15 protein-coding genes and 1 tRNA gene are annotated in these 18,926 nt (G+C 33.8%); 9 read left to right on the top strand and 7 right to left on the bottom strand.

All coding sequences use genetic code 11. The features are described from left to right. Nucleotides 1-69: 69 nt before the first annotated feature. The 6 genes from EYD46_RS07120 (at nucleotide 70) to EYD46_RS07095 (ending at nucleotide 3,146) form a co-directional block, all read left to right on the top strand. A tRNA-Ser gene (locus EYD46_RS07120) sits at nucleotides 70-157 on the top strand. Between the two features lie 75 nt (nucleotides 158-232). Continuing rightward, complete coding sequence (locus EYD46_RS07115) at nucleotides 233-1,006, top strand: MotA/TolQ/ExbB proton channel family protein (protein ID WP_130936391.1); 774 nt, start codon at nucleotides 233-235, stop codon at nucleotides 1,004-1,006. A 21-nt stretch (nucleotides 1,007-1,027) separates the two neighbouring features. Continuing rightward, a complete protein-coding gene (locus EYD46_RS07110; RefSeq protein WP_130936390.1) occupies nucleotides 1,028-1,462 on the top strand; it encodes a hypothetical protein in 435 nt (144 codons plus the stop codon). A 2-nt stretch (nucleotides 1,463-1,464) separates the two neighbouring features. Continuing rightward, on the top strand, nucleotides 1,465-2,073 hold the full coding sequence (locus EYD46_RS07105) for an ExbD/TolR family protein (protein ID WP_130936389.1): 609 nt from the start codon (nucleotides 1,465-1,467) through the stop codon (nucleotides 2,071-2,073). 15 nt (nucleotides 2,074-2,088) lie between these two features. Beyond that, nucleotides 2,089-2,568 (top strand): ExbD/TolR family protein, encoded by a 480-nt coding sequence (locus tag EYD46_RS07100; protein WP_130936388.1) that lies wholly within the window; start codon nucleotides 2,089-2,091, stop codon nucleotides 2,566-2,568. Between the two features lie 137 nt (nucleotides 2,569-2,705). Beyond that, nucleotides 2,706-3,146: a LexA family protein gene (locus EYD46_RS07095; protein WP_130936387.1), complete on the top strand. Its 441-nt coding sequence runs from the start codon at nucleotides 2,706-2,708 to the stop codon at nucleotides 3,144-3,146. Between the two features lie 75 nt (nucleotides 3,147-3,221). Here the strand turns inward: EYD46_RS07095 and odhB are convergent, their stop codons facing one another. The 7 genes from odhB to EYD46_RS07060 form a co-directional block, all read right to left on the bottom strand. Further along, nucleotides 3,222-4,433 carry a 2-oxoglutarate dehydrogenase complex dihydrolipoyllysine-residue succinyltransferase gene (gene odhB / locus EYD46_RS07090; RefSeq protein ID WP_130936386.1) on the bottom strand — a complete coding sequence of 404 codons (1,212 nt, stop codon included), beginning with the start codon at nucleotides 4,431-4,433 and terminating at the stop codon, nucleotides 3,222-3,224. A gap of 33 nt (nucleotides 4,434-4,466) precedes the next feature. Beyond that, a complete protein-coding gene (locus tag EYD46_RS07085; protein ID WP_130936385.1) occupies nucleotides 4,467-7,208 on the bottom strand; it encodes a 2-oxoglutarate dehydrogenase E1 component in 2,742 nt (913 codons plus the stop codon). A gap of 237 nt (nucleotides 7,209-7,445) precedes the next feature. Continuing rightward, nucleotides 7,446-8,999: an SGNH/GDSL hydrolase family protein gene (locus tag EYD46_RS07080; protein ID WP_130936384.1), complete on the bottom strand. Its 1,554-nt coding sequence runs from the start codon at nucleotides 8,997-8,999 to the stop codon at nucleotides 7,446-7,448. 11 nt (nucleotides 9,000-9,010) lie between these two features. Further along, nucleotides 9,011-11,839: a TonB-dependent receptor domain-containing protein gene (locus tag EYD46_RS07075; RefSeq protein ID WP_130936383.1), complete on the bottom strand. Its 2,829-nt coding sequence runs from the start codon at nucleotides 11,837-11,839 to the stop codon at nucleotides 9,011-9,013. A gap of 195 nt (nucleotides 11,840-12,034) precedes the next feature. After that, nucleotides 12,035-13,882 carry a glutamine--fructose-6-phosphate transaminase (isomerizing) gene (gene glmS / locus EYD46_RS07070; RefSeq protein ID WP_130936382.1) on the bottom strand — a complete coding sequence of 616 codons (1,848 nt, stop codon included), beginning with the start codon at nucleotides 13,880-13,882 and terminating at the stop codon, nucleotides 12,035-12,037. 127 nt (nucleotides 13,883-14,009) lie between these two features. Continuing rightward, nucleotides 14,010-15,758, bottom strand: a complete 1,749-nt coding sequence (locus EYD46_RS07065) for a DUF4270 domain-containing protein (protein ID WP_130936381.1) — start codon at nucleotides 15,756-15,758, stop codon at nucleotides 14,010-14,012. A 26-nt stretch (nucleotides 15,759-15,784) separates the two neighbouring features. Further along, nucleotides 15,785-16,594 carry a glycogen/starch synthase gene (locus EYD46_RS07060; protein WP_130936380.1) on the bottom strand — a complete coding sequence of 270 codons (810 nt, stop codon included), beginning with the start codon at nucleotides 16,592-16,594 and terminating at the stop codon, nucleotides 15,785-15,787. A gap of 108 nt (nucleotides 16,595-16,702) precedes the next feature. Between EYD46_RS07060 and panC the strand changes: the two genes are divergently transcribed. The 3 genes from panC to EYD46_RS07045 are packed head-to-tail and all read left to right on the top strand — an operon-like array spanning nucleotide 16,703 to nucleotide 18,891. Further along, nucleotides 16,703-17,554 carry a pantoate--beta-alanine ligase gene (panC, locus tag EYD46_RS07055; protein ID WP_130936379.1) on the top strand — a complete coding sequence of 284 codons (852 nt, stop codon included), beginning with the start codon at nucleotides 16,703-16,705 and terminating at the stop codon, nucleotides 17,552-17,554. A gap of 13 nt (nucleotides 17,555-17,567) precedes the next feature. Next, nucleotides 17,568-17,918: an aspartate 1-decarboxylase gene (panD, locus tag EYD46_RS07050; RefSeq protein ID WP_130936378.1), complete on the top strand. Its 351-nt coding sequence runs from the start codon at nucleotides 17,568-17,570 to the stop codon at nucleotides 17,916-17,918. 4 nt (nucleotides 17,919-17,922) lie between these two features. Continuing rightward, entirely contained in the window at nucleotides 17,923-18,891 is a 969-nt protein-coding gene (locus EYD46_RS07045; RefSeq protein WP_130936377.1) for a lysylphosphatidylglycerol synthase transmembrane domain-containing protein, read from the top strand. The last annotated feature ends 35 nt before the right edge of the window (nucleotides 18,892-18,926 follow it).

Genomic DNA, 18,926 nt, shown 5'->3' with positions numbered 1-18,926 from the left:
CCAGAAAGGTTTTACTGTTTGGTTTTTTTTTTGTTATTTGCTCTCCCTTAAAAATTACGATTAAGCCACAGAGAGGTGGCCGAGTGGTCGAAGGCGCACGCCTGGAAAGTGTGTATACCTCAAAAGGGTATCGAGGGTTCGAATCCCTTCCTCTCTGCTCAATTATATTTAATATTTAATTGTATTTTTTATATCTTTAACACTTTAACTAATAAAATTAAGATTTTAGAACATGAAAAGATTATTTTCTATCCTTGCCATTACAGGAATGATGGTTTTTGGAACAGCAAATGCAACTACTAGCGCAACGGTAAATACTGCAGCTACAACAGTTGTAACTACTCAAGAGACCGAGCAAGCAGCACCTGCTGAAGAACTTGGTTTTCATCAAGGATTAAAAAAGCGTTTTATTGAAGGAGGCCCAGGATTTATGGGTATTGTATTGTTGTGTTTAATTCTTGGATTAGCAATTGCTATAGAGAGAATTATCTTTTTAAACTTGTCTACAACAAATACTAAAAAATTAACTCAAAACGTGGAAGACGCATTAGCTTCTGGCGGTGTTGAAGCTGCTAAAGAAGTTTGTAGAAACACTAAAGGACCTATTGCTTCTATCTTTTATCAAGGTTTAGATAGAACTGATGAAGGTATTGAAGCTGCTGAGAAAGCAGTTGTAGCTTACGGAGGTGTTCAAATGGGACAATTAGAGAAGAATGTGTCTTGGATTTCTTTATTTATTGCACTAGCACCAATGCTTGGTTTCATGGGTACGGTAATAGGTATGATTCAAGCATTTGATAAAATTGAAGCTGCTGGAGATATGAACCCTTCACTTGTGGCAGGAGGTATTAAAGTAGCACTTTTAACAACTGTATTTGGTCTTATAGTAGCAATTATTCTTCAAATATTTTACAATTACATTATTGCTAAAATAGATAGCATCGTTAATGATATGGAAGATTCTTCTATTTCTTTAATGGATATGCTTATCAAACACAAAAAGTAATAATTTAAAATTGTAACTATTATGAAAAAAATATTAACCATAGTATTAGCAATTGTTGGAGTTCTTTCTATAGCATTTCTGGCAATGATAATATCAGCAGGTGATGAAGCAGTAAAAGGAGGAGAAGCAAGTGGATCGGTTGATTCTATCATGTTCATTGCCTACATAATATTAGGATTGATTGTTGCGTTTGTTGTTATATTTAGTTTAAAAAATATTTTAACAAACCCTGATGTCCTTAAAAGCACATTGAGAAGTTTAGGGATATTTGTGCTGTTGGCGATTATCTGTTATTTTGGTCTCGCTAAGGGTGTAGATACTCCACTAAAAGATGGAGGTACATTATCTGCAAGTGGGTCAAAATTATTAGGAGCAGGATTATATTTATTTTATGCTCTTATATTAATTGCTGGAGGATCAATGTTGTTTTACGGAATTAAAAAAATGATTAAATAATTATGGCAAAACGAGCAGCACCTGAAGTTAATGCAGGCTCTATGGCCGACATTGCCTTCTTATTATTGATATTTTTCTTGGTAACCACAACCATTGAGAAGGATTCGGGAATTAACCGAAAACTTCCTCCAATTGAAGATAATACTGAACCACCTATCATTAAGCAGAAAAATATTTTCACGGTTTTAGTAAATAAACAAGATCGATTACTTGTTGAAGACGAACCTATGGAAATTAAGGATTTGAGAAAAGCTGCTATAGAGTTTTTGGATAATAATGGAGATGGTTCTTGTGGGTTTTGTCAAGGTAAGAAAGATCCAAAATCATCTGATAATCCAGATAAAGCAATTATTTCTTTAAAAAACGATCGTGAGACGTCTTATGCAGCATACATAGCAGTACAAAATGAGTTGGTAGCTGCTTACAATGAATTAAGGAATAGAAGAGCACTAGAAGTAGGGGCTTCTCAAGGATTTCCTAAAATGAATTTTCAAGAGATGCAAGCATTACATAAAGATGTAAGATGGAGTGGAAATAAAACAAAATTGAAGAAACTTATCGATCAGATTAAAGTTGAAATTCCGCAAAAGCTTTCGGAAGTAGTTGAATAAATAAAACTTAAAAATATGTCTAAGTTTAAGAAGAAAAAAGATGGAGGGCTTGCGCCAATTAATACTGCGTCTTTGCCTGATATTGTTTTCATGTTATTATTCTTTTTTATGGTAGCTACTGTAATGAGAGAAGATACACTTAAGATAAAGAATACATTACCAGTTGCAGATCAAGTTGAAAAGTTGGATAAGAAAAACCCTGTTAGTTATATTTATATGGGTAAACCTAGTGAAAACTACAAGAAATATGGAACAGAAGCTAGAATTCAGCTTAATGATGATTTTGCATCAGTAAGTGATGTTGCAGCTTTTATTGCAGCTGAACGAGCAGCGTTAAGAGAAGAACTTATTCCTTTTTTAACGGTTTCGCTTAAAGTTGATAAAGATGCAAACATGGGAATTGTTGGTGATGTTAAGCAAGAGCTGAGAAAAGTAAATGCTTTAAAAATAAACTACACCACAGGTACTGGAGATGCTCTTACCAATATGGAATAAAAGAATAGTAATCTTAATATTTTATAAAAAAAGTCAAGATATATCTTGACTTTTTTTGTACGAGATATATAACTATTAGTTAATAGATACAATATTTGTTAACTTTATAAAATAATTTTATTCGTAATCAATATCAAATGTTATTACATAAGTCTGAAAAGCTTACTTTTTTTAACCCTAGAATTTTAGGCAACTCGGGAGCTCCTTTTTTTGATATGGGTATATCTGCTGGGTTTCCTTCTCCTGCGGATGATTTTAAAGAACAACGATTATCTTTAGACAAAGAACTTATTAAAAATAAAGAAGCTACTTTTTTTGCACGTGTAAGTGGACAGTCTATGATAGGAGCAGGGTTAGACGATAACGATTTGTTAGTTATAGATAGAAGTTTGGAACCTGAACATGGTAAAATAGCTGTATGTTTTTTAGACGGGGAATTTACCGTAAAACGATTAAGAGTGGATAGAGGCAATGTTTGGTTACAACCAGAAAACCCTAATTATACACCAATACAAATAACAGAAGAGAACAATTTTATCATTTGGGGTATAGTAACTAATGTGATAAAAAAAGTATAGTAGTGGTTAATGAATATAAAAAAGACGAAATACAATAAATATTTCGCCTTTTTAATTATAACTAGATTATCTTTTTTAAAGTTCTAAAGCCTTTTTAACATCGTTATTCATCAATAATTCAATTGGATTCTCTAAAGCTTCTTTAACAGCAACTAAGAAACCAACACTTTCTTTTCCATCAATAATTCTATGGTCATAAGACAATGCAACGTACATTATTGGTCTAATTTCAACCTTGCCATCAATAGCAACTGGGCGCTCGACAATATTGTGCATTCCTAAAATTCCACTTTGTGGAGGGTTAATAATAGGTGTGGATAACATACTTCCAAATACACCACCATTTGTAATGGTAAATGTTCCTCCCGTCATTTCATCAACTGTGATTTGTCCTTCTCTGGCACGAATTGCTAAACGTTTTACTTCAGATTCTACACCTCTAAAGCTTAGGTTTTCAGCATTTCTAATTACTGGAACCATTAACCCTTTAGGCCCAGAAACTGCAATACTAATATCGCAAAAATCATAAGATAACATTTCCTTACCATCAATCATAGAGTTAACAGCAGGGTACATTTTAAGTGCTCTTACAACTGCCAAAGTAAAAAAGCTCATAAACCCTAAACTAACACCATGTTTTGCTTTAAAAGTCTCTTTATATTCTTTTCTAAGCTCAAAAATGGGCGACATATCAACCTCATTAAATGTAGTTAACATTGCCGTTGTATTTTTAGCTTCAACTAAGCGTTCTGCTACTTTACGACGTAACATAGACATCTTGCTGCGTGAAGTACCACGACTACCTCCTGAGGGTGTTCCCATAGAAGGTACAGCCTTTACAGCATCTTCTTTTGTTACTCTACCATCTTTACCAGTACCGTTTATTGATGCGGCATCTATACCTTTTTCAGTAAGAATCTTTTTGGCTGCAGGGCTAGCACTACCTGTTGCATACGTTTTTGCTTCAGGAGCAGGTGCTGCTTTTGTTTCAGTTTTTGGTGCTTCTTCTTTTTTCTCTTCTTTTGGAGTGTCTCCTCCTTCTGGTTTTGCTGCACTTGTATCAATATGGCAAACTACTGCACCAACAGCTACAGCGTCACCTTCTTCAGCTTTTAATGTAATAATACCACTAGCTTCAGCTGGAAGTTCTAATGTAGCTTTGTCACTATCTACTTCAGCAATAGCTTGATCTTTTTCAACATAATCTCCATCTTCTACTAACCATTCAGCAATCTCTACTTCAGTAATAGATTCTCCTGGAGACGGTACTTTCATTTCTAAAATCATGTGTAAATAATTTTAATTATTTTTAATTTATTTTTATTCTATATCGAAAACAGTATTGATAACACGTTGTTGTCTTGCTTTATCTCTTGTGCTCGAACCTGGTGCAGGTACTGAAGCAAAAGGTCTGGAATTTACTTCAAGAGGTACTAATCGCATACGCTGTAGCATGTAACTCCAAGCGCCCATATTTTCTGGTTCTTCTTGTGCCCAAACATAAGTTTTAACATTTTTATAGCGGTCTATAACGGTTTGGATTTTATCTAAATGTAATGGGAATAATTGTTCAATTCTTACTAATGCAATATTGGTAGATTTTAATTCCTCTCTTTTTGCCAAAAGGTCGTAATAAAACTTACCAGTACAGAAAACGAGTTTTTCAATGTTGTCTGAATTTATAGTATCGTCAATAACTTCTTCAAAACCTCCAGTAGCTAATTCATTGATAGACGAAATAGCTTTTGGATGACGTAGTAAACTTTTTGGAGTGAAAACGATAAGAGGCTTTCTGTAATCACGTTTCATCTGACGTCTCAGTAAGTGAAAAAAGTTGGCAGGTGTCGTACAATCAGCTAGAATCATATTGTCATTACCACATAATTGAAGGTAACGCTCAATTCTAGCTGATGAGTGTTCGGAGCCTTGACCTTCATATCCATGAGGTAATAAAACAACAATTCCGTTTTGTGCTTTCCATTTGTCTTCGGCTGCAGATAAATACTGATCGAATATAATTTGAGCTCCATTACTGAAGTCCCCAAACTGGGCTTCCCAAATTGTTAAAGTATTTGGATTAGCCATGGCGTAACCATAATCGAAACCAAGAACACCATATTCAGATAAAAATGAATTATAGATATCCATATTACCCTTGTTATTAGGATTGGTGTTAAGTAAATTTACACGCTCTTCAGAAATGATATCGCGTAGAATAGCATGCCTGTGACTAAATGTACCACGTTCTACATCTTGACCTGAAATTCTTATGTTATAACCTTCTTCCATCAAACTTCCATAAGCCAAAGTTTCTGCCATTCCCCAATCTAAGTTATCAGTTTCAAAAACCATTTTGGCTCTTCCTTCAAGAATACGTTCAGCTTTACGTAAAAACTTTTGTCCTTCAGGTACGGTAGATACTACTTTAGAGATATGCTTAAGACTTTCTTCAGGGTATGTTGTATCTTCTCTTAGAAGCATTGCATCAATGCCTTTACGCTCAAAACCATTCCAGCGTTCCTGCATAAATTCACGAACTTTTGATGATTCTGCTTCTTTAGATTTTTCGTATTCTTTTTCTAGAGTATCTTTAAATTCTTTAACTATCGCATTTGAATATCCACTATCTATGGTGTTTTCAGCGATTAATTTATCAGAATATATTTTGAATGGATTGGGATGTTTTGAAATATTCTTATATAGATTAGGCTGTGTAAAACGAGGTTCATCTCCTTCATTATGTCCGTACTTACGATATCCCAATAAATCAATGTATACGTCTTTTTTATAACGCATACGATAATCCAATGCCATTTCAACGGCATGAACCACAGCTTCCGCATCATCAGCATTTACATGCATTACAGGAGATAAGGTTACTTTTGCTACATCAGTACAGTATGTGCTTGAGCGTCCATCTAAGTAATTTGTAGTAAAACCTATTTGGTTATTTACTACTATATGAACTGTTCCACCAGTTTTGTATCCATTTAGTTGGCTCATTTGTCCAACTTCGTATGCTATACCTTGCCCAGCAACTGCAGCGTCTCCATGTACTAAAATTGGTAATATTTTTGAATCGTCTCCATCATAGTCATCATCTATTTTGGCACGTGTAATACCTTCGGCAACAGGCCCCACAGTTTCTAGATGCGATGGGTTAGGTACCAGATTCATCTTTATAGACTTACCGTTTTGATAGGTTTTATCTAAAGTTAAACCTAAGTGATACTTAACATCTCCATCAATATTTTCATCTTCAAAATCCTTGCCGTCAAATTCACTAAAAAGTTCTCGAAGCGGTTTTCTAAAGATATTTACAAGTGTACTTAAGCGTCCACGATGCGCCATTCCTAAAACACATTCTTTAACACCATATTTTTCAACTGACATATAGAGAGCGTTGCTTATGGCAGGAATTAAAGATTCTCCTCCTTCGAGTGAAAAACGTTTTTGGCCAACATACTTGGTTTGTAAAAAGTTCTCAAAAGTAACCGCTTGATTTAACTTAGAAAGGATATACTTTTTTGTTTCTGGAGAATATGATGGATTATTATCATTTGTATTTAGCTTGTCTTGCCACCACTTTATAACTTCAGGGTTTCGTAAATACATATATTCAACCCCTATAGAATCTGCGTAAATACTATTTAAGCGCTTTAAAATTTCTCTTAAAGGTTGTGCCCCATTACCTAAAACTTCGGCAGCATTAAATACTGTATCTAAATCATTTTCTGATAAGCCAAAGTTCTCTAAAGCTAGTGTAGGAGTGTAAGTTCTCCTATCTCTAACAGGATTTGTCTTGGTAAATAGATGTCCTCTACTTCTGTAACCATCAATAAGTCTGGCTACCTGAAATTCTTTTTGAATGTGTTCTGGAATCTGAGTTGAAACACCTTCAATAATCTCGCCATCTAATCCATAATTTTCTGAACCAAAGTCGTAGCCTTGAAAAAAAGCTCTCCAGCTAGGTTCTACGTTATCAGGGTTTTGCAAATATTGATCGTATAAGTCTGCAAAATATGCTGTATGTGCAGCATTTAAGAAGGAATATTTATCCATGGTTATAGTATCCTATCGCTTGTTGAAAAAACATTCTTCAAAAATACAACTTTTAGAAAAAAAAGATAGGTGTTTCAAAGTATTTGTAAAAGCTTTGAGATGTTTTAACAAATCCACTAAAATAACCGTTAAAATTTTAGAGATTTTCATATAAATGGTTTGAAAATTTAAGGAACAAAAAAACACCTTTTAAATTAAAGGTGTTTTTTAGGGTTAGTTACAATGTGTTTTTATTTGTTAGGGTAATGAAAAGGGATAATTTACGGGATAATTACTTGCCTTTGCAAGACTACCAGATGCCACAAAGTTAGAACCAAAAGCTTCGTCAATGGCTTCTAAGAACTTATTAGCCATAAGGGCGTATCCTCTTGCATTAAGATGTATACCATCTAAGCCTATCGCACCCCCTGTAACCAAACCTGCCGTTAAGGTAAATTCATCAAAACTAATTCCAGTACTGGCCACTTGACTAAGGATTGTATTTAGGTTAACTAGAGCAATACTCTCATTAGAATTAGCCACACTTTCTATGGTGGCGTTGAACGCATCAGTTGCAGTTATAATTTCAGATAGTTCATCACTATCTAAAGCGTCTTTATCATCAATACCGTTTACAGCAGCTAAAACTAATCCTGCTTGTTCTGGTGTTGGAGTTCCTCCTTGTTGTAATAGCCCTAAAACTTGAAGAACTTCAGGGGTTAAAGCTACAGTACCATAACCTTGTGCTAATGCAGTTTGATCTATGGTTAAAACTAGTAACTCATCTTCTGTCATTTGTCTAAAGCCCAACGGATTTGTTTGTGTAACTGGTACATCTATTATCCATCTGTTCGGACCTTCATTAAATGTAATGGCATATTGTGCAGCCAATGCTTGCGCTTGTTCAATAGGTACCCCCTGCAAAACAGCTCCTTGTAGAAAAATACCACTTACTGCTTGAAATACACCAGTTAATTGTGCAGCTGTAGCAGCATCTAATTCAAGTGCATTATTTGGTACTGTTGTAAAAAACGGTAAATCTGTTACATAAGGCACATTGGTTACCACGCCTTTAGCTCCGTTTGAGGTTAAAGCACCTACTAAAGCATTAAAAGAGGCATCAAAAGTTGCGGTATCTGTAATAGGGTTTGATCCGTCTCCACCAGAAGTAGCAAAACCTAAAACATCATTTCCTCCAATTTCTGAAAGCGTGAAGAAAGTTGGGTTTTGAGCCAAAGCATCACCTAAAACAGTAGCTGTTGGACTAGATGCCATTCGTACATAGTAAGGGTTTGCTAATTCTAGGGATAAATTTGCAGGATTACCATAACCGTCAAATAATAGATGAAAACTTTTGGCTCCTGGCACACCCATATTAGTAAAAGTACCACCTAAATTTGCAGCACCTTCAGTTGTTGGCGTAGAAGGTAATCTTTGAGGTCCTGTACCATTAAAAAATAATCTTGGTAAGAATTGAGGGTTTGGCATTCCTCCTATAAGTAAACCTCCAATATTATCGTTCATTAGAGGTTGCGTAAGTTCGTTACCACCAACTTTCATAAATTGTTGCGACAGGATGTTTGGAAAAGAATTTTCTTGACCAGCTATAAACAATGCGCCATCAGTAAAACCTGCTGTAAATGATGCGCCTACCGCTACATAGTTAGAAAAATCTGCAGATCCAGAAGTTAATTCAGGAAGTATTATTTCTTCGGTACTATTTTTATTTCTTAGTTCTTCTAACTCTTCGTTTTCACAAGCTAAAAAACTTAGTGCGAATATTGATAAAATGATGTATTTTATATTTTTCATTGCTTAAATTTTTAAAGATTGTTGATGGTTAACGCTACATAATACTGAGATCCTATGAAACCTGTTCCAAAGGCAGTAAAGTATTCATCCGCTAATAGATTAGTGGCTCCAGCCTTAATAGTCGTTTTTAAGTTTGGTATCCTGTAGTTAACTTGTGCATCTAATACATTGAATGCAGGTATTTCTCCATCTCCAAAGGAAGCTTCCCAGAAGTAATTGTCGCTCCATCTCCAAGCAAGGTTAAATCCAAAGTTTTTAAATAACTCTGTTTTTCCAAAGCCTAATTTTACTTTATGTTCTGGTGTATTGAAATTGGTTCTAAAATCTGGATTACCAGCAACGTCAAAGTCTAGTCGAGCCCATGTGTAGTTGGCGCTTAAGTCAAAATCATCAAATACTTTTGTTGATACTCCAATAGCGGCACCATAGGAGTTAACTGTTTCTTCAGTATTTGTATATGTTTGGTACCCTACTACATCTCCATTACTCAAAGCTGCTAATATTTGTTGGGTATCTGCATTAAGACCAGCTACTGAAGCTGGGTTATTTGGATCATAGCCTGTTAGGTCAAAGTTAGATACATTACCATAAAGTGGTGCAATTACAGTTTCATTGGCGAGAAAGTCGTTGTAGGTACTATAGTAGGCAGATGCGTCTATTATAAAACCACTTACTTTTCCTCTATATCCAAGCTCAAAAGAGCTAACCTGCTCAGGTTCCGAAAAACTTGAGTTACCAATAAAATTACTGCCGTTAGATGATGGGTCATGGGTTCCTAAACCATTGGCAATTGAAGCAAAAAGAGAATTAGTGTAAGCTGCTGCTCCTGTTTGGGTAATACTAGATGGTTGACCAAGATTGTTTTGTGCAAACTGACTTACGTCATAATCTCTAGAATAGCGTTCTCCGATATCGGTTGCACCACCAATTAAAGTTCCTAAAGCAGTTCTTAATCCAATGTATAACGATTGTGTATCTGGGTTTCTAAATCCAGTTTGGAATGAAGCTCTGAAGTTATGATTTTCGTTGACTGTTAATCCAGCTGAGATTCTAGGAGAGAAGAAACCGTCAAACAATTCTGATTTATCATATCTGATAGATCCTGTTAATTTGAGTTCCAAACTTTCATTTAAGTCAACAGAACGTTGTAGTTGGGTGTAAATTCCTAGTTCTGAATATGTAATGGGACCATTAGCATCAGCATAAATAGTACCAAATGAGTTTAAACGATATGTTCTATATGAGCCACCAACTTGTATTTCGGCAAAATCTATTTTATCCTTGAAATTATAATTTAAATCTCCGTGATAAATTTTAGAATTATCTTTAAATGCAGAACCTGTCAAGAAATCAGTGTCTGATGTGACTTGATTGAAAAGACGTTGAAACTCATCAGATTCTAGATCAGGTCTTCCTTCTTCAGCAGCTGTTCTTGCAGCATTATGGGCTTGTGCATCAGTAGCACCTCCTAAAACAGAAGCAGCATAGGTGCCAATATAATCTCCAAACCAATCTTGATGAGATTTCCATGCTTGTAATAAATTTGGACCTGCAACATCCATTACATAAGTGTCGCCAGCCTTATCAGATGTCACATAACCTCTTATGAAAAAATCATCAGTTCTAACTTCTAATTTATGTTGTTGTAATGAAAATCCATCTATTCTATAACGTTGCGCTCCTTGATAAATGGTAGATCCAGTTCCTACTTTTCCAACATATTGGATTTCAAAATCGTTACCCCACGGGCGAAAGTATAACCCCCAATCAGCTTTAACGCTTTCAGCATCATAATCAGTTAAATCTATTTCTCTATAACCAGTTCTACTAACATTTACATCTGGTATTATACCTTTTATACTTGCTGGTGCTGCATCTCTAATATTTGTAGTTACATTATCTCCATATACGTTAACTCCATCATAATTAATATTAGATTCTCGCGTGCCACCAGGAGTATCTTTATCGTCATAGTTAGTGGCAAACCAATCAGTTCCTTTTAAATATCCAAAGTTAACCTTGGCTGCAAAATGATCGCTAAATTTATGTGAAACACTTATACCTATATCAGTATAATCGTTATTTCCTGCTGCTTCTTGAGATGTAATACCTTGCTTGATGTAACCTTTTACACCACCCTCATGGTCAAAAGGGTTTTTACTAGTCATAAATAATATCCCGTTAAAAGCGTTGGCACCGTAAAGTGCAGATGATGCACCTGGTAAAAGCTCTACACTTTGTACGTCGGTTTCCACCATTCCTAAAAGGTTACCTAATGGAAAGTTAAGTGCAGGAGCAGAATTGTCCATACCATCTACTAATTGCATAAAGCGTGTATTAGCAAAGGTTGCAAACCCCCTTGTGTTTATTGATTTAAATGTAAGACTATTGGTGTTTATATCCACACCCTTTAAATTTTCTAGTCCGCCATAAAAATCAGCTGAAGCAGTATTCTTTATTGCTTTAATGCCAAATCTTTCCACGGTTACAGGAGATTCAAAAATACGCTCAGGTGTACGTGATGCTGAAATTACAACTTCATCAAGTTCATTACCTTCTTTTAAAATAATATCAACGTTTTGATTGTTTGATGTTATCTCTTGAGTTGCTGTTTCAAAACCAACACTACTTACTTGAATGGAAAAGGGAGGGTTTTGATTAGTAGTTAAAGTAAAACCACCATCAAAATCTGTAACTGTTCCTACAGTAGTACCTAATATTATGATATTGGTTCCAGGGATAGGTTGACCGCTATCATCCTTAACGGTTCCTTTAATTGTTGTTTGGGCAAAACTACTTACGCTAAACAACAATAAAATTAATTTAAGAATTGTTTTCATCTATCTGAATTAGTTTATTTAATAATGGGGTTTACCATTTGATTGGCAATAAAAATATGAAAAAATTATGCATGCATAGTATATTTTCATAAAAAAAAGCGATAAAATTTACGCTTTTAACAAAAAATAGTTATAAAATTAAAGAATATTGAAAACTAAACAGGGATTTTAGTTTTAAAATCCCTGTTTAAAATATTATTCTACAGTTACAGATTTTGCAAGATTTCTGGGTTGATCCACATTTTTCTCTAGCATTACTGCAATATGGTAAGATAACAATTGAAGAGGTATGGTTGTTAGTAGTGGAGATAGTGCTTCTATTGTTTCGGGCACTTCAATAACATGATCTGCTAACTCTCTAACTATAGTGTCTCCTTCTGTAATAACTCCAATAATTTTACCTTTTCTAGATTTAATTTCTTGAATATTACTAACTACCTTATCATAGTGTTCTGCTTTTGTAGCTATAACTACTATTGGCATGTTTTCATCTATTAAAGCAATAGGTCCATGCTTCATCTCAGCTGCTGGATAACCTTCAGCATGAATATATGATATCTCTTTTAGTTTTAAGGCACCTTCTAAAGCAACAGGGAAATTATAACCTCTTCCTAAATATAAAAAGTTAGCAGCATCTTTGTAAATTTTAGAAACCTCCTTTATATGAGCGTCTGATTCTAGAGTCTTTTCTACTTTTTCTGGAATCATTTCCATCTCTAATAAATAATGGCGGAAGTCTGAACTTGAAATAGTTCCTTTTGCTCTAGCAAGGCGTAAAGCTATTAAAGATAAAACTGTTATTTGAGTGGTAAATGCTTTGGTTGAAGCAACTCCAATTTCAGGGCCAGCGTGTGTATAAGCACCAGCATCGGATTCTCTGGCTATTGAAGATCCAACAACGTTACATACACCAAAAACAAAAGCACCTTTAGATTTTGCCATTTTAATAGCTGCTAAAGTATCAGCTGTTTCTCCAGATTGGGAAATAGCGATAAGTACATCGTTTTCAGTAATAACAGGATTTCTATATCTAAATTCAGATGCGTATTCAACTTCAACAGGTATACGTGCTAAATCTTCAAAGATATATTCAGCAACTAAACCAGCATGCCATGATGTACCACAAGCAACAATTATAATACGGTTAGCATTTAAGAATTTTTTCATGTTATCCTCAATACCAGCCATTTTTATAATAGCTTCATCTCTTAATAATCGCCCTCTATAAGTATCATTTATAGCTTTAGGTTGCTCATGTATTTCTTTAAGCATAAAATGCTCATACCCTCCTTTTTCAATTTGTTCTAAATTTAATTGAAGTTCTTGAATGTAAGGATCTACTAAAGAATCATCTTTTATTTTTCTAACCTTTATGCCTTTATGGAATCTAATAATAGCCATTTCTTCGTCTTCTAAATAAATGGCATTTTTAGTGTATTCTATGAAAGGAGAAGCATCGCTAGCAATAAAAAATTCATCCTCACCTATTCCTACAGCGAGTGGACTACCTAAGCGAGCTACAACTACTTCTTCCGGTTTATTTTTATCAAACACAGCTATTGCGTAAGCTCCAACAACTTGATTTAAAGCGATTTGTACGGCTTTACCTAATTTAACTTTTTCTTTAGTTTTAACTTCTTCTATAAGATTGATAAGTACTTCAGTATCAGTATCTGACTTAAAAGTATATCCTCTTTTTATAAGTTCTTGTTTTAGAGATTCGTAATTCTCTATAATTCCGTTATGGATAATCACAAGATCCCCAGAGTTTGAAACATGTGGATGGGAATTCACATCATTTGGCACACCATGAGTAGCCCAACGTGTGTGTCCAATTCCTAAATTACCAGATTTAGATATTTGATTTTTAACACGTTCTTCTAAATCAGAAACTTTTCCTTTAGTTTTTGATACCTTTAAATCAGTACCGTCATATAGAGCTATGCCTGCACTATCATAGCCACGATATTCTAGACGTTTAAGCCCTTCTATTACAATAGGATATGCATCTCTGTGTCCTATATATCCGACAATTCCACACATAGTTTCTTAATTTGATTTTGGGGTTATATAATTGATGGTAAATATGAAAAATAAATAGCTATAACTAATAATATTTATGTAAACGTATTGTTTTACACGACAAAAAACAAATGTATGCGTTTTTAGTCTAATTTAATTCAGTAAAAAATACTTCTAAACGTAATTTTTTGCTAATTCCCTCGTTTGTAGTGGCAGTTGTATTACTACCGTGTAATACTGTGCCCCTTGGTGTAATAATGGCAGTTGAAGGAATGCCAGTTACATTATCTGTACTGTTTAATAATGCAGTGTTCGAATTTATGTTTACATTATTTGTAAGTACTAATCCTAATTTTGTAACGTTAACATCTCTAATTAAAATGTTATTTAATAAATCTGTAACTTTAAGCTTGTATTTAGATACACCATTTTCATCAGTTATTCTTCTGCCTAAGCTAAATGTTCTCGATACCAGAGGATTGCTTGCATCTGTTGTAATATCAGTATTGTAATCTAAAATAGGAATGTTATTTTCTAAGTCATAGATATAAAGCCTATCATATCTATGATAATCTTCTCCATTAAGATCTTTAGGGTCTTCTGGTGTTATGAAGGTATCGTCTTCATATATAACTAAATGGGCTTCATTAATTAATCGTTTTAATTCAAATTGTTCATTAACCTGAATGAACTCACCATTTTCATTAGTTTTTCTGAAAAGCCTTTTAAAGCATTCTAAAGCGTCTTCTCCACAATCTCCCATGCCGTTAAAAAGTTCAATAACAGACATTGAGCCCTCACTGCCTTTTATATATAAAGTTTCATCGCCTTCATCAGTATTTGGTGTTGTAGGTAAAATAGCGGGATTATAATTATTTATAAAGGTATTTAATCTGTTACCATTTAAGTTAAGTGTATAACTTCCACTGTCTCTATCAGTATCTGCATCAGCGCCATCATCACTAGAGTAATTTATCGTAATAGAGGCTCCGCTATCAGCTAAATTTAGCAATACCATACTTCCATCTCCATTTTCAGCTTGGGCTTTTATGTATAAACCTCTAAAATGATTTAAAAAGTTGTTTGCGTTACTAAGTGTAGGTAACCCAGCTTGATCTAATATTAAAGATTGCCAACGTGCTTTACTGGTATCAGAGTCCGCCAATTCTAATTCTAAAGCTGGTGGTAAATATGATGTTGTTTCAATTCCTCCTGTAGTGCTTTTTATTTCTCTTGCATCTGCTTCTATGGTATAAGAGTCATCATAAAATAACTGACCGATATGCTCATCAAAATTAATGCTACCACTTTCAATTTCAGAAAAATTATCAGTATTATTAATGGATGCATCAGCCTTAGAAAAATAATTTTGGGAATTATTTTCAATATCAACTGGATTAAAACTTCTCAAAAAATAGGAGTTTTCATAAATCTTTAACCTAATAGGTTTAATGTTTTCTGGGTTATTGTTTTTAACAAACAGAGAGTCTATTTTATATTCAGGTTTTCCTTCAGTATCAATACTAGTTTGGGTACTGAAATAGGGAATCGTTAAAGTAACGGATTCAATTATAGGATTAACTCCAAACATATTTGCATCATTAGTTGCAAAACTTGATGGCACAACTTGAGTGACAATACTAGCAGTTGTTTCTCCATATATTGGGTCGTCAAAAAAACCAAGGAGATTACTGGTTAATCCATTTATTTGTTGTGCTGATAAGTTTTTATTATAAGCTTTTACAGGGATTTCAAACGCATTACCGTTGAAATTAAAATTGCCTTCTCCTAGCACACTGCTTTCTATAGAACTATATTCTGTATCACAACTTAGTGTTACTAAAAAAATGCTAAATAGGGCAATAGCATAATTAGGGGCTTTCAATATCTTCTTCATAAATCTCTAAAGGATAATTTGGCGTATTAACCTAAAACTTCAGTGTTAAAAAACTCTGTGTAGGCTTCTCCAAATTCATCTTTGCTTTTATATTCTAATACAGGTTTATTAGAATTTTTAATATACTCTTCTAAATGTTCTGGTAAAACTTCAGATCCCATAATTAAAGCATCAGAGTAGTCAACTGCAACTTGCATTAAGTTATTATATGAAGGCTCCTCTAATGACTTTATAGCTTCTTCGTTTATGTTGTCAAATTTAATCTTATTGACCATATCTTTATTTAACGTATTGTTAAAACTTTGATTGTATACAGAAGTTACTATTTTACTTTCATTAAATAGAGGCTCATCTTTGTAATATTCTCTTAGGTAGAGAGGAAGTAATGAAGCTAACCAACCGTGAACATGTATAACATCAGGAGACCAGTTTAATTTTTTCACTGTTTCTATGACACCTTTAGCAAAGAAAATCGCACGTTCGTCATTATCAGAAAACAATACACCGTTTTCATCGGTTAAGGTTGCTTTTCTTTTAAAATACTCATCGTTATCTATAAAGTAAACTTGGATGCGTTCTTTAGGTATAGAAGCTACTTTTATGATTAAAGGCATGTCTAAGTCATTAATTACTAGATTTATACCAGATAATCTTATAACTTCGTGTAATTGGTGTCTTCTTTCATTAATATTGCCATATCTTGGCATAAAAATTCTAATTTGACCACCTTGTTGATTAACCATTCTAGGCGCCTCGAACGACATTGAAGAAATTTCGGTTTCAGGTAAATAAGGCACTACTTCAGATGATACATACAATATCCTCTTATCTTTCATATATGGTTTGCTTTTGAAGATTCAAAAATAAAAACACGCAAAAGTACAAAAATTTATGCAAAGTCCCCGTAAAATCTTAAGTTTGCACGCGTTAATTTTTATGAAAAGTTGAAGGTTTACACTGAAAAAAATAAAATTAGTAATGCTATTGAAGCATTAAAATACGAAGGATTATCTGTTGGAATGGTGCCAACTATGGGAGCACTGCACGAAGGCCATTTACAATTGGTAATTAGGGCACTAAAAGAAAATAATGTGGTGGTGGTAAGTATTTTTGTAAACCCCACACAGTTTGATAATAAAAAGGACTTAGATAAATATCCTAGAACATTAGATAAAGATGTTGCACTGTTAAAAACAGTAAGTAAGGATGCTATTGTTGTTTATGCACCTACAGTAGATGATATTTATGAAGGTAAAACAGTATCTCAAGCTTTTGATTTTGATGGTTTAGAATTTGAGATGGAAGGTAAATTTCGCCATGGACATTTTGATGGTGTTGGTACTATTGTAAAACGTTTTTTTGAAATAGTATCCCCGAACAAAGCCTATTTTGGCGAAAAGGATTTTCAGCAACTTCAAATTATTAAGAAACTTGTTAAAAAGCATGAGTTGCCTGTGAAAATTGTTGGTTGTAAAATTCATCGCGAAACCAATGGCTTAGCTATGAGTTCTAGAAATACAAGGTTAAAACCAGAGTACTTAGAAGCAGCACCGTTTATATATAAAACTTTAAAAACAGCTAAAACGAAATTTGGCATAAAAAGTGCTAATAAAGTACTGGAATGGGTTGGTAGTCAGTTTGCAGAACATAATTTGCTAGAGTTAGAATATTTTATAATTGCTGATACCGAAACCTTAAAACCAGTAAAACGAAAATCTAATAAAAAAAAGTACAGAGCATTTATAGCTGTGTATGCTGGCGAGATTAGACTTATTGATAATATCGCATTAAATTAATTACCTTTGCCAAATGCAAATTCAAGTAGTAAAATCTAAAATTCATAGAGTTAAATGCACAGGTGCAGAACTCAATTATATTGGTAGTATAACTATTGATGAAGACTTAATGGATGCTGCTAATATTATACAAGGCGAAAAAGTTCAAATTGTAAATAATGATAATGGAGAACGCTTAGAAACCTATTGTATTCCTGGACCACGAAAAAGCGGCGAGATTACTTTAAATGGAGCAGCAGCTAGAAGAGTTTCAGTAGGAGATACTCTTATATTGATAACTTATGCATTTATGGATATTGAAGATGCAAAGGGATTTAAGCCGTCTTTAGTATTTCCTGATGAAGCCACAAACTTGTTAAAATAAAAGGTTGAAACCTAACATAAAAAGAATATTAACTATTACACTCCCTTTATTATTGGGAGTGTTTTTGGTTTGGTATTCTTTATCACAAATTTCAATAGAAAAACTTATTGAATATTTTCAACAAGCAGATTATACGTACATCATTCTTGGAGTTTTTTTTGGTTTGCTAAGTCATTTATCAAGAGCTTATCGTTGGCGGTTTCAACTAGAACCAATGGGTTATAATATTAAACTAGGAAATAGTATTATGGCTGTTTTTGCTACCTATTTAATTAACTATACAATTCCAAGAGCTGGAGAGGTGGCACGAGCTACAATTTTAACAAATTATGAAGGCGTACCGTTTGAAAAAGGTTTTGGAACTATAGTTGCAGAACGTATTGCAGATATGATAGTAATGTTAGGGATTATCGCTATAACATTGTTTCTGCAATTCGATTTTATTTATGGTTTTTTAGTTGAAAAATTCGACCCTTCAAAAATTATACTAGCTATGGCTGGATTATTGGTGCTTGTCGTTTTCTTTTTTAGATACGTTAAAAAAAGCACATCAAAAATTGCCTTAAAAATTAGAAACTTTGTAAATGGTTTGGTAGAAGGTGCTCTTAGTATATTTAAAATGAAGAAGAAATGGGCATTCATTTTCCATACACTTTTTATTTGGAGTATGTATGTATTAATGTTTTATGTAACTTCATTTGCTTTAGAGCAAACCAGTAACGTGCCTTTTGCAGCTATTTTAATTGGTTTTATAGCCGCTAGTTTTAGCATTGCAGCAACTAATGGAGGTATAGGGTCGTATCCAGAAGCTATAGTTTTAGCCTTTTCGTTGTTTAATCTTCCTGAAGATCCGAGTCGTGCTTTTGGTTGGATAATGTGGGGCTCGCAAACTTTGCTTATTATCATTTTTGGAGGACTATCTTTAATTTATCTACCAATTTTTAATAGAAAGAAAAACATAGAACGTAATTAAAGCGGGCTTTTAATCTCTAGCTTTATTTATTACCT

It is taken from the genome of Hyunsoonleella pacifica, from assembly GCF_004310335.1.
In the GTDB taxonomy this organism is placed as follows: Bacteria; Bacteroidota; Bacteroidia; order Flavobacteriales; family Flavobacteriaceae; genus Jejuia; species Jejuia pacifica.
This window is presented reverse-complemented; position numbering and strand designations above follow the sequence as displayed.